General features: G+C 72.7%; 4 protein-coding genes. 3 read left to right on the forward strand and 1 reads right to left on the reverse strand.

Features of this window, described 5'->3' with window-relative positions:
• Window positions 1-13: 13 nt before the first annotated feature.
• Window positions 14-8080 carry an RHS repeat-associated core domain-containing protein gene (locus H030_RS0102030; protein ID WP_155891793.1) on the reverse strand — a complete coding sequence of 2689 codons (8067 nt, stop codon included), beginning with the start codon at window positions 8078-8080 and terminating at the stop codon, window positions 14-16.
• Between the two features lie 155 nt (window positions 8081-8235).
• Between H030_RS0102030 and efeB the strand changes: the two genes are divergently transcribed.
• From efeB to H030_RS0102045, 3 genes are read left to right on the forward strand one after another with little or no spacing between them, the layout of a single operon-like run.
• The gene (efeB, locus tag H030_RS0102035; RefSeq protein WP_051222427.1) at window positions 8236-9480 is read left to right on the forward strand and encodes an iron uptake transporter deferrochelatase/peroxidase subunit; all 1245 of its coding nucleotides are present in this window, start codon (window positions 8236-8238) and stop codon (window positions 9478-9480) included.
• A gap of 45 nt (window positions 9481-9525) precedes the next feature.
• Window positions 9526-10047: a dihydrofolate reductase family protein gene (locus tag H030_RS28560; protein ID WP_051221487.1), complete on the forward strand. Its 522-nt coding sequence runs from the start codon at window positions 9526-9528 to the stop codon at window positions 10045-10047.
• Between the two features lie 38 nt (window positions 10048-10085).
• Window positions 10086-13184 carry a DEAD/DEAH box helicase gene (locus H030_RS0102045; protein ID WP_027004885.1) on the forward strand — a complete coding sequence of 1033 codons (3099 nt, stop codon included), beginning with the start codon at window positions 10086-10088 and terminating at the stop codon, window positions 13182-13184.
• The last annotated feature ends 5 nt before the right edge of the window (window positions 13185-13189 follow it).

Here is a 13189-nt window from a genome sequence, read left to right on the forward strand (position 1 = left end):
AGGGCCGCGACGATCAGCAGAACTTCTTCTTGTCCACCTTCGGGACGCGCGTCGGGCCCTGGCCGTCGGCCTGACCGGCGGCGACCGAGCTCGTGACCGACAGCGTCGGCTCGGCCACGTTGTTGACGATCTGCGCCCGGTCTTTCATCGCCTCGGAGGCGTCCTTCGTCCACGCCTTGGCCTGGAACGAGAGCGCGCCCCCGCCGAACCCGCCGCCCGCGCCGGAGACCATCCCCTGCACGACCTGCGACGTCGAGGCGTTCGGGTTCGTCTCGAGCGTCTCCTGCGCGCCGCCCGCGGCACCGCCGCCGGCGCCCGCGGCCATCTGGACGGCCGCGCTCTCCGCCACCTTCTTGGAGACCTGCCGCTCGACGACGTACTCGATGCCCTCGGTCACCTTCGCGCCGCCGTAGGCGCTGCTGGCCACCGCGCCGGCGAACTTCCCGACCTCATGGGCCGTGCCCCAGCAGTCCGCCCCGAACGCCTTGCTCGGGAGGTCGCCGAAGGTGCCGTCGAGCGCACCCGCCGCGAAGTCGCTGACGTCGCCCCTGACGCTCAGGCCCAGGGGGTCGACTGCGCCGATCGGCGCCTGCCAGACGTAGCCGTACATGTTGGTCCCGCCGCCGGGCCCGAGCGGGTCCTCGCTGATGAACGTCCCGAGCTTCGGGTCGTAGTAGCGGTTGCGGCGGTCGACCAGGCCCGCGGCGTCCTGCCGGCCGCCGCCCCACTGGTCGGTCGCCGACGGCGTGCCGCCGGTGCGGTTGCCGAACGGGTCGTGGGTCACGCCGGACGTCGTGACGCCGGCCGCAGTGCCACTGCCGGCCGTCGTGTTGTCGAGGTCCTTGAGCATCGCCAACGTGTCGTCGCCGGTCGTCGTCGCCAGGACGTCGTCCAGCGAGGCGCCGTTGAGGATCTGCGTCGCCGGGTTGCTGCCGGTCACCGACGACACCGCGCTCCAGCCGTCGAACACCGACGTCGTGGTCGACCCGCCGGTGGTCGTCACGTCGTGGCGCCCGAGCGCGTCGTAGCCGTAGCTGGTGTCGACGCCGCCGTGCGTCACCTTCGTCAGGCGGTTGCGCGCGTCCCAGGTGAACGTCCGGGAGCCGTCGCCGGTGAGGTTGCCCTCGGCGTCGTAGCTGTAGTTCACGCCGCCGCGCGCGATCACGCGGTTGGCCGGGTCGAACGTCGCCGTCGCCTGGGCGGCGGGCAACGTCGTGGTGTCCAGCGAGCCCCAGCTGGCGATCGGCTGGCCGGTCGCGTCGTAGGCGTAGTTGACGGTCGCCCCCGGGGCGTTGCCCATCGCGTAGTGGCGGCTCAGCAGCCGGCCGGCGGCGTCGAGGTCGTCGGTCTGCGCCACACCGCCGGGCAGCGTCGTGCCGGTCTGGCGCCCGGCCGCGTCGTAGCTGAACGTCGCGGTCACCGACCCGCGCGTGATGCTCGTGACGCGACCCGCGTCGTCGTAGGCGTAGGACACCTCGGTGCCGTCGGCCAGCGTCATCTTCGTGCGGCGGCCGGCGGCGTCGTAGTCATAGGCGATGGTGTCGCCGTCCTGCGTGACGCCGGTGAGGTCCCCCAGGTCGTCGTAGCTGAGCTCGATCGTGCCGTCCTGGGAGTCCTCGACCTTGGCGATCGCCCCGCGGTCGTTGTAGGTGATCCTCTCGGTGGCGTCGTAGGCCTGGCCGCCGCTGCCGTCGTCGTGCGCGCCGTAGCCCACGAACTTCAGCTGGTCGGCGCCCGTGTACTGCATCACGGTCCGCTGACCGCGGCGGTCGATCTCCTGGGTGATGTTGCCGTCGAGATCGCGCGTGAAATGCCGCTCGGCGCCGTCCTGGTCGGTGCTCGAGACGATGTTGTCCATGTCGTCGTAGGTCGCCTCGATCGATTTGCCGCGCGCGTCGGTCAACTTGGTCATGTTGCCGTTGGCGTCGTAGTCGAACGACGTCGTCAGGCCTTTCGGGTCGGTGACGCTCGTGACCTCGCCGTCGTCGTCGTAGGAGACCAGCGCGGAGTGGCCGAGCGGGTCGGTGAACTTGATCGGCCACCCGGCCGCGTCGGAGGAGACCGTCGTCGTGTTCCCGAGCTCGTCGGTCGCCGTGGCGAGGTCGCCGTTGCTGTACGTCGCCCGCAGGGTCCCGCCGCCCGGCGCGGTGATCCGCGTCGGCCGCGGGTCGCTGCCCGAGTAGCCGTACGTGGTCTTCCGGTAGGTCGGATCGGTCACGGCGATCACCCGGTGCTTGGCGTCGCGGTCGATCGTCGTCGTGTGCCCGGACGCATCGCGGATCGACATCAGGTCGGTGCCGGCGTAGCCGTAGACGTTGCCCCAGCTCGGGCCGTTTCCGTACTGCGTCTGGGTCGCGAGCACGTTGTCGTCGGTGCCGTACGAGTACGTCGTGGTGACGCCGTCGACGATCAGTTGCTTGAGACGGTAGGCGCCGTCGAGCTTCTCCGTCATCGTGCCCTTGGGGCTGGTCTCGGTCCAGCCGCCGTCGTGGTTCCAGTCGACCCTGGTCAGCGACCCGTTGGGGTTCTTGATCAAGGTGTACAGGTACGGGTCATCGCCGCAGGGGCCGTTGGCCGCCAGCTCGTCGGCGGTGTCCTCCGGATCGATGCCGTCGGTCTTATGGGCGGACTCCGCCATCATGATGCCGGGCGACATCGCCGGGCCGCCGCCCACGCCGCCACCACCGCCGCCACCACCGGAGTCACCGCCACCGCCGCCGGCCGCGCCGTCCAGCCACTTCGCGCGCGGGACGCAGACGTACTGGAACTGGAACGTCCCCTCGTTGGCCAGCGTCTGCTTGGTGATGACGTTGCCCTGGCCGTACTCGTTGCGCAGGAAGGTGTGCCCACGGCCGTCGGTGATCGCGGTCAGCTTGCCCGTCTCGGGCCCGCTGCCAGTGCCGTAGTCGTAGTGGGTGGTGTGCCCGGCCGCGTCGGTCACGTCGGTCAGGCGCCGGTTGGAGTCCTCCGTGTAGGTGACCCTGCGGCCGGAGCTGTCGGTGATGCCGCCGTTGGTGATCAGCAGCCAGCGGCCGTCCGGGAAGTTGACCTGGTCGACCGACCCGATGATGTTGCGGTACCCGCGCTTGATCGTGATCCGCTGCCCGCTGGCGCTGACGATCGCGGTGACGGGCGAGCCGAGGTCGAACTCCATGCCGGACCCGTCGGGCCGCACGAGGCGCCACATGCCGGTGTCGGTGCGGTACTTGACGACCGTCCCGCCCCAGCCCGGGCTCTGGTAGGGCCGGTAGGTCTCGTTCGGGCCGTCGGTCGCGCTCGGGTCCTCCTTGAAGCGCGTCTCCTGCGCGCCCTGGGTGATCAGCTTGACTTTGCTGGAGTTGTCGGGGTCGAACACCAGGCGCGTGTCGAAGATCGTGCTGAAGCCGACGCCGGCCTCGTAGGCGTTCGAGTCGACCGGGTTGTAGGTCCGCGTCAGCGTCAGCGGCATCGGGCCGGAGATGCTGATGTCGGCCTTGGTGTAGGCGAACAGGCCGGAGAACGGGTCGACGGGGTCGCCCGACGGGTCGACGCCCTTGCGGGTGTGCTTCCACGCCGGCCCCGGGTTGGTCGCCGCCATCGCGCCGCTCAGCTTCCAGACGCGCACGCCCGGGTCCGGCACGATCTGCTTGCCGTTGGCCGTGACGTGGCCCTTGCCGTACTCGAACCAGCCGCGGTCCTTGGCGTCGTAGTCCCAGAAGGTGACGCGCTGCTTGGGTGGCAGGTGGTGGTAGTTGGGGTAGACGATCTGCGCGCCCTTGGAGAAGTACGCGCCGCCCGGCTGCACGGTGAAGTACGCCGAGACCGTCACGCCGCGCGGCAGCGCGAACGGCGGCCGGTCGAGCGGGACCGCCGACAGGTTGAGGTGATGCAGGACCTTGCCTTGGCGGTCGGTGACGCGCGAGCCCGCCGGGATCCGGACCTCGAAGCCCGGGATCTTCGGGTTGGTCATCTTGATGGCCTTGGTCGTCGGGCTGGCGATCCTGCGATCGCCGGCCGCGTCCAGGCGCGTCATCCAGACCGTGTCGGTCAACTCGGTCGTCACGTTGGCCTTGAACGTCTCGACCATCTCGTAGTCGCCGTAGCGCCGCTTGCCCTTGGAGGCGGCGCTGCCCTCGATGCGCAGCGTGTGCTTGCCGGCCGGGATCCCGGTCAGCACGAAGCGGCCGGCTGCGTCGGTCGTCGTGACCGGGTCGGCGCCGACGACGCTCACGCGCACGCCCTTCAGCGGCATGCCGTTGAGCTTCAGCGTCTGGCCCGACACGGCCGTCACGCCGAGGCCGCCCTGCAGCATGGCGATCCCCGCCCACGGCGACGCCTGGCGCCCGGTGACCCAGCCACCGCGCTGGCGGTCGCTGCGCTGGGGCCGCCAGATCTCCGGCTCCCCGTTGGGCTTGCGCATCCGCGGCGACAGGACCGGCCGCGCCGCCGCGGCCCTCTGCGCCTTCTCGGCCTTCGCCTTGGCGGCGGCCTCCTTGCCGGAGCGCTTCTGCTCGCCGGCGACGAACGCCTCGGCCAGCGTCGCCGCCGCCGCAACCCGCGGGGCCTTCGCCTTCTTGAGGACCCCGGTCGCCGGGAGCGCCACGCGGCCGCGGCGCTTGACGCCCGCCTCGTAGGCCTTCAGCGTCGGGTACTTCGCGGCCTCGCCGCGCTTCGGGTCGATCTTCACGCCCTTGCGCGTGGCGCCCTTGACGGCACGGGCGCGCGCCGAGGACGCGCCGCCGTTCTGCGGCGTCACGCTGACGTCGCTCGAGCCGGTCGTCTCGTACATCGGGTCGAGCACGATCGTGTACTGGCCGGTCTGCGGCAGCGTCAGGTTGCTGCTGCCGCCCCACGGGAAGCCGATCTGCTGGCCGTCGGGCTCAAACAGGTACTGGTTGAACCAGCCCGCGGTCAGGTTGGGGAAGTCGACGTGGACGACGTCCCCGGCCTGGCCGCTGAACGTCACGCGGGCGTTGGCGCCCGGCGTCGACATGTCGAGGTGCGTGCTGCCCCCGGCGCTGCCGAGGTCGCGGACGATGTCGGCGGCGTCGTAGACCTTGATCGTCGTCGCGCCGGGCGCTTGGCCCTGCTGCGTGGCGGCCAGCACCGAGACGTCGCCGTCGGCCGGGACCGTCGTCTGGTCCAGGAAGCCGCCGGGCGCGTAGAGCCAGCGGTTGCCGCTGGCGCCCTGCCAGAACGCCCAGACGCTCGCCGAGCTGGTGATCATCGCGGAGTACTTGTCGCCCGCGTGTGCGGCGATGTGCGCCGACGCGCTCTGGAACGGCGTCAGCTGGAACGTCGCGGTGTCGCCGGCGAAGGTCGGCGTGACGTTCGCCGACAGGTCGGCCGGGACGTCGTAGAGCGTCATCTGCAGCGAGCCGTGGTCGCCCATCTGCGGCCTCAGGACGACCGTGTAGGTGCCGTCGGCCGGCAGCGTGATCGGGTTCCCGTAGGAGTTGGCGCCGCTCGGCAGCCAGCCGACGCTGCTGCCGTCCGGCGCGTAGAGGGCGGCCCACGCCCAGACCGCACCGCCGAACGTGTCGTCGCCGGTGGTGGACCCCAGGCGCTCGCCGGCGCGGCCGGTGAACGTGAAGCTCGGCGTCTGGCCGGGCACGGTCGCGGTCATCGTGGTCGTCGCGCCGGCGGCCGTCGGCGTGACGCTCCCCGGCGCGGTGTCGGTCGAGTCGTAGAACGACAGGTCGACCGAGCCGCTGCCCTGGTTGCTCGGCGTGACGCGCAGGATGTAGTCGCCGGACGCGTCGAACCTCGTCGGCCCGAACCAGAAGGCCTGGTTGGAGTAGTTGTAGCCGTAGTCGAGCGGCGTGCCGTCGGCGCGCAGCCACTGCAGGGTCACGTAGGGCATCGCCAGGTTCGTGGCCAGGACGCTGATCTTCTGGCCCGCCTCGGCGTGGACGTGGACGTTCGCCACCTGGCCCGGCGCGGGCAGCCTCACCGACGTGGGCGTGCTGCCGCTCGTGGTCGGCGTCGCGGTCTGGTCGAGGTCGTCGGGGACGTTGTAGACCGTCATCCCGATCACGCCGGAGATCGGGTTGTCCGGGTCGACGACGATCTTGTAGTCGCCGTCGGCGGGCAGGCGCACGGGCGTACCGAAGTCCGTGATCCACCAGTACGACGAGAGCGCGGCGCCGCCGGGCGTCAGCAGCGTCATGTGGATCCAGCCGTCGCGCACCGTGGTGTCGTCGGTGGACTTGAACGAGATCCGCTGGTTGGCGGTCCCGTGGAAGTTGAAGACGACGTCTTGGCCCGGAACGTCGGTCGTCGCGTGGCCGGTGTCGCCGTCGTCATCGGGCGTCACCGTGACGGTCTTCGGGGTGGCGTCGTAGGCCGTGACGTCCAAGGACCCCGTGTTGGTCCCGTTCGGGTCGACGCGCAACGTCCACTGGCCGGTCGTCGGGATCGTGGTCGAGTCCCACCAGCCGCTGTCGCCCCAGAAAGCGGGGCTGACCGCCTCCTCCTGGCCGTCGGGCCCGTATAGGCGCATGGCCGCGTAGCCGACGGTCGAGTTGGCGGCCTTGAACGCGATCGCCTGGCCGGCGGTCAGGTTCATGTGGATGCCGGGGTTGTCCCCCGCGATAGCCGTCGTCAGGTGCGCGGTCGCGCCCTCCTTGGTCGGCTGCAGGTCGACGAAGGTGTTGTTGACCTCGTGCACGGTCAGCTTCGCGTGGGCGCCGTTGCCGCTGAAGTAGACGGCCTGGTAGACGATCGAGTAGGTCCCGTCGGTGGGCAGCGTGATCGTGTCGAGGAAGTTCTGGGAGTTCTCGTACGCGCTGAAGCTGCCCACCTTGTCGCCGTCGGGCGAGTAGACGTCGATCGACGCGTAGCCCGACACCTCCGCGGCGTCGATCGAGACCTGCTCGCCCATCCTGCCGTCGAAAAGGAGATCGGACTTCTTGTAGGCCGCGGTGACCGCCACCTGCGTCGGGGTGCCGACGGTCGTGCGCTGGGTCTCGTCGACGTCCTGGGCCCCGACGCCGACCGGCATCTCGTACAGGTCGGGGCCGGTGTCGCTGCCGTCGGGCGTCGTGACCGACACGCGGCCGCCGTTCGTGCCGGGCGGCGGGTCGATGACGAGCTGCGTCGGCGAGACCGACATCAGCTGCGCGCGGCGGCCGTTGACGTAGGCGACGTTGTCGCTCAGCCGCGGCGCGAAGTGCGAGCCGGTGACCGTCACGTCGCCCTCGGACTGCCAGAGGTTCGGGCTGGCGATGATCGTCGGCGAGATCCCGGTGATGTGCGGGGAGCGATCGCTGGTCGCGTCGAAGCCCTCCGGGCTGGTCGCGGTGCCGCCGGGCGCGGTGACCGTGACCGCGCCGTCGGCCGCCCCGCTGGGCACGACGACGACGAGCTTCGTCGTGCTCGCGTCGAGGACGTGCGCCTCGGTGCCGGCGAACTTCACCGTGTCCTGCGAGATGTGCTTCGAGAAGCCGGTGCCCGAGATGACGACCTTGGTGCCGGGCAGGCCGCTGGAGCGGTCGAGCTCGTCGATGACCGGGGCGGCGCCGTCGCGGCGCTCGATCGAGAGCAGGTTGCCGACCGCGTCCCAGTGGTAGACGGCGGACTGCAGCGGGTCGCCGGGGACCGCGCTGGCGTCGTGGCCGACGACGGTCCGCAGCCGGCCCGCGAGGTCGTACTCGTACCGCGTGGCGGTGTCCGGCGCGTCGGCCGCGGCCTCGCCGGTCCCGACGACGTCGGACGCGGTCGTGACGGTGCTCGTCGCGCCCGCGGCGTTGGCGGCGGTGACGACGACGCGCAGCGTCGCGCCGACATCGGCATCCGCGAGGCGGTAGGTCGTGTCGATCGCCTGGTCGATGTCGGCGCAGGCGTCGCCGTGGCTGTCGCAGCGCCGCCACTGGTAGGCGTAGGTGATGGTCGGTGTTCCGGTCCAGCTGCCGTGGTCGACCGCGAGCTGATGACCGAGCAGCTCGGAGCCGGAGAGCGACGGCGCGGTGGCGTTGACCGGCGCGACGTCGTCGGCGAAGGCCGTGGCGGCGCCGGAGAGCGAGAGCGCCAGCGCGAGCGCGAACGCCACGGGAGCGAGCGCACGCATCGAGTTGTACATCTTGATTGGACCGGAGAGCACGGCGCGGCACTTTGACGATCGACACGGCTGCGCAACATCGAACAAACGTCCAAGAACGTTGAGCAATGGACCAGATGGCAGCGCTGAGTCCGGTGGAGGACGTTGTCTGCGGACGCGCTCTAAACTCCGCGCCGCCGATGGCCGATGCACGCGCGATGACGACTCCCGATCAGGCCCCTCCACGCGCGCGGAACGCCGTGTCCCGCCGGGGTTTCCTGGGGGCCGGAGCCACCGCCGCGGCGGCCGCGGCAGTGGCCGGCTGCGGGCCCGGCAGCCCTTCCGGCAAGACCCGAACGACCGTTGGGGCAGCCTCCGCGCCCGCGGCGCAGCAGGTCGCCTTCCACGGCGCCCACCAGGCCGGGATCGTCACACCTCAGCAACAGCATCTGCGCTTTGCCGCGTTCGACCTCAAAACAGAGAACCGCGATGAACTTGCGGATCTCCTTCGCGTTTGGTCGGACACGGCCGCCGGGCTCATGGCCGGCGCCGCGCGCGACGCGACCGGCGAGGCGCGCGAGCTTGCCCCGGCGCGGCTGACGCTCACGTTCGGCCTCGGGCCCGGGCTGTTCGCCGCCGACCGCCGGCTCGGGCTCGCCGACCGCCGGCCCGCGGCGCTGGCGGCGATCCCGTCGTTCGGCGCCGACGCGTTCGACCGGCGCCGCTGCGACGGCGACCTCGGCGTCCAGATCTGCAGCGACGACGCCCAGGTCGCCTTCCATGCCTTCCACGCGCTGTCCAACGCCGCGCGCGGCGTCGCCGAGCCGCGTTGGCTGCAGGCCGGCTTCCTCGGCGAGCGGCCGAGCGGCACGACGAACCGCAACCTGCTCGGCTTCAAGGACGGGACGCGCAACCTCGACGTCCGCGACGCCGGGACGACCGGCGCCCAGCTGTGGGCAGCGGCCGGCGACGGCGCGCCGTGGATGGCCGGCGGGACGTACCTGGTGGCGCGACGAGTCCGGACCGTCCTCGACGTGTGGGACGCGACGTCGGTCGCCGGCCAGGAGCAGACGATCGGCCGGCGCAAGGACACCGGGGCGCCGCTCGGCGGCCGGGCCGAGCACGACGCACCGGACTTCGCCGCGTCAGGGCCCAACGGGCCGACGATCCCCGCCGACGCCCACGTCCGCCTCGCCGCGCCCGAGCACAACGGCGGCGCGCGGCTGCTGCGGCGCGGCTACAACTACGACGACGGGATCGACGCCGACACCGCTCAGGTCGACGCCGGGCTGTTCTTCATCAGCTTCCAGCGCGACCCGCGGCGGCAGTTCGTGCCGATCCAGCGCCGGCTCGCGGCGAGCGACGCGCTCGGCCAGCACCTGATCCACACCGCGAGCGCGGTGTTCGCCTGCCCGCCGGGCGCGGCCGGCGGCGGCTACGTCGGCGAGGGCCTGTTCATCTAGCGTGGCCCGATGTCGAGAGCGCGCCGTCCGCTCCGACCCAACGCCATGAAGATCGTCTCCCGCCTGTCGACGTCCGCCGACGGCTACGTGTCGACCCCCGACGGGTGGCCGTCGCAGTTGGCGGATCCTGCGTTCGCGTCCGGCTCCAGCCACGGGATCGTGGAGTTCCTGGAGGGCAAGGAGGCCGCGCTGATGGGCGCGACGACGTTCGCGCCCGCGCTCGGCGCGCCGCGCTGGCCGTGGCCGGGGCTCGACGTGTTCGTGCTCGGCAGCGGGCGGCCCGAGGGGACGCCGGACGAGGTCGTCATCGACCACGACCCCACGGCGCTCCTGGAGCGCGTCCGCGCGACCAACCGCGGCGGCGACGTCCACCTCGTCGGCGGCCCCAAGACGATCGCCACCTTCCACACCCTCGGCGCGCTCGACGAGCTCCAGCTCGTCATCCTGCCGATCCTGCTCGGCGCCGGCCTTCGCCTCACCGACCACCTCGACCCCGCGACCCAGCTCACCTTCACCCACTCCCGCCCGCTGACCGGCGGCAGCGTCGAGATCATCTACGAGGTGTAGGACCCACGCCATGGCGGTAGATGGCGTCCGTGCCGTCCATGCAGGGGACCCACCGCTCAGCACCCGTGCGCTTCTGGCGCAGCGTCGAGCTGTTCAGCCCGCAGAACATCCCGCCGGTTCGGCGCGACAATGACGTCATCACGGTGACCCACGGCGGCGGCGAGCCGCTGCCGTGGGAGGACGGTGCGCGCCTGCGCCCGCCGCCGCCCCGGGCCCGCTGGCGCCACACGGTCTTCCTCGGCGTCCACTCACTGAAGCGCGTCCGCGACGTCGTCGAGGAGCACCTCGGCCGCGACCCCGACGACTACGACGAGCGACCCCGCGGCGAGAGCGCGATCGCCGCGCTGATGGTCACCGACAGGGGCGTGCTGATCGACGACTCGCCGCTGCTGTCCTCGTGCGCGTGGGCGACCGGGCAGCTCGCCGCCGGCGACGACCTCGGCGACCTCGACGGCTTCGGCAGCGACACGTCGGAGTTCCGAGCGCTCGTGCACGCGCACGTGGGCGACGCGCCGCTGACGCGCGACGACCTCGCCGCGCTGGTCTCCGTCGCCGCGGCCGCCACCGGGACCGGCGGCGGCCTGCTCGCCACGGGCCAGGAGATCCGGATCCAGTCGCTGTGGGTCGCCGAGCGCAACGCGGCGAAGACCGACGGCAGCGACTTCCTCAACAGCTTCCACGCCGACGACCTCGCGCGCGTGACAGCCGCCCTCGACGCCGCCGACGCCGGGCCCGCGCTGCACGCGTACCTGACCGACGCGGCCACCGCGGCGAGCGCGCCGCGCGTGGACGTCCGCCACCGGCTCGACGACGTCAAGGCCGCGACCGCCCCGGGCCGCGTCCCGGCCGGCCGCTGGCTCGCGGACCCGGAGCACGTCCCGGCACTCGGGCAGCAGCTCGCCGTCACGCTGGCGCTGGAGCTCGATCGCGGCCTGCTCGGCGTCAACGGGCCGCCCGGCACGGGCAAGACCACCATGTTGCGAGACGTCGTCGCGGGCGTGCTCGTCGACCGGGCCCGCGCCCTCGCCGCCCTGCAGCGCCCCGCGGCCGCGTTCGCGGGCGACGAGAGGTGGTCGACCGAGAACATGAACCACAGCGCGCCACGCTGGATCGACGCGCTCTGCGGCTTCGAGATGGTCGTCGCCTCCTCCAACAACGGCGCGATCGAGAACGTCACCCGCGACATCCCCGGCCGCAGCGCGATCGGCGCCGGCTGGCACGGCGCGGTCGCGGGCCTGGACTGGTTCGCCGGGCCGGCCGGGCGGATCGAGGGTGTGCACGACGCGTGGGGCCTGATCGCCGCGCCGCTGGGCCGCAAGGAGCGGCGCGCCGCGTTCGTCGAGCGCGTCCTGTGGGGCGCCAAGGACACCAACTTGGGCGAGCCCGGTGTGATCCGCGTCCTGAGGGCGTGGCAGGACGAGCCGGCGCCCGCTCCAGACGCGTGGGCCGACGCCGTCGCCGCCTTCCGCACCGCGGAGGAGCGCGTGGAGGTGCTGCGCGCTGAGCGTTCGCGCGTGTACGAGGACCAGCAGCGCGTCGTCGCGCTGGAGGCCGAGCGCGCGCCCGCGGCGGCCGCGCTGACGGCTGCGGACGCGGAGGCCGAGCGCACACGGGCGCGCGCCGCGCAGGCCGCCGAACGGCGCGCCGACGCCGAGGAGGACCACGCGCTGCTGGAGGGCGACCACGAGCGCCACGCCGAGCTCCGGCCCGGATGGCTCGCGCGCCTGTGGCCGTTCGGCACCCGCGTGCGCGCGTGGAACGCGAAGCGCGCCGAGATCGCCGACGCGCTCGGTGCAGCGGCCCACGACCTCCGGGACGCACGCCGCGCCGCCCGCGACGCGGACCAGGCCGCCGACGCCGCAGGCGCGGCCGTCGCCACTGGCCGCGCGGCCGCCGCCCGGATCGAGGCCGAGCTCGCGCAGCTGAGCGCCGCGCTCGACGACGACCAGCGCCGGCTCGGCGCGCACTTCCCGGACCCCGCGTGGGAGCACGACCGCGACCGGCGCGAGACCGTCGCGCTGTGGACCGACCCGGAGTGGAACGAGGCGCGCAGCGCCCTGCTCGTCGCCGCGCTCGCGCTGCACCAGGCGTTCCTGCGCCACGAGGCGCGGCGGATGTCGCGCGCGCTCATGGCCGCCGCCAACCTGCTGAAAGGCGACGCGCCCGCAGACCTCTCGCGCGACGCCGCGCTCGCGGCCTGGCGCGCGCTGTTCTTCGTCGCCCCGGTCGTCTCGACGACGTTCGCGTCCGTGCCGCGCATGTTCAGCCACCTCGGCCGCGAGGACCTCGGCTGGCTGCTGATCGACGAGGCCGGGCAGGCCGCGCCTCAGCATGCGGTCGGCGCGCTGTGGCGCTCACGACGGGCGGTGGTCGTCGGCGATCCGCTGCAGCTCGAGCCGATCACGACGCTGTCGCACCGCGTCCAGCGCGCGCTGGCCCGCGAGCACGGCGTCGACGACGAATGGCTCCTGCGCGGGCTGTCGGCGCAGGCGCTGGCCGACCGCGTCTCGGACCACGGCACGACGCTGGAGGGACGCGGGCCGGACGGCGCGGACCTCTGGGTCGGGACGCCGCTGACCGTCCACCGGCGCTGCGACCGGCCGATGTTCGACGCGGTCAACGCCATCGCCTACGACGACCTGATGATCTTCGCGACGCCGCCGCGGCCGGGCGCGATGTTCCGCGCGGAACATCCCGCGGTGCCCGAGGCGCAGTGGCTGCACGTCGCGGACGACTCGCGCGCGCAGGGCCACTGGATCCCGGCCGAGGGCGAGTCGCTGCACGCCCTCCTGCGCACGTTGCTGAGCGATGGGGTTCCGGGGCGGGACATCCTGGCGGTCAGCCCGTTCAGGGACGTCGCGCGCCGGCTGTCCGACCTGAAGCGGCGGGCGGAGCTGTCCGACATGACCGCCGGGACCGTCCACACCGCGCAGGGCAAGGAGGCCGACGTCGTCATCCTGGTGCTCGGCGGCGATCCCGCCAAACGAGGCGCGAAGGCCTGGGCCGCACGGCGCCCGAACCTCGTGAACGTCGCGGTGAGCCGTGCGCGGCGGCGGCTGTTCGTGATCGGCGACCGCGAGGCGTGGTCGCAGCGCCCGTACTTCGACGCGCTGGCCGACCGCCTCGACCGCGGCTAGGGTCC

The organism is Conexibacter woesei Iso977N, assembly GCF_000424625.1.
Taxonomy (GTDB): Bacteria; Actinomycetota; Thermoleophilia; order Solirubrobacterales; family Solirubrobacteraceae; genus Baekduia; species Baekduia woesei_A.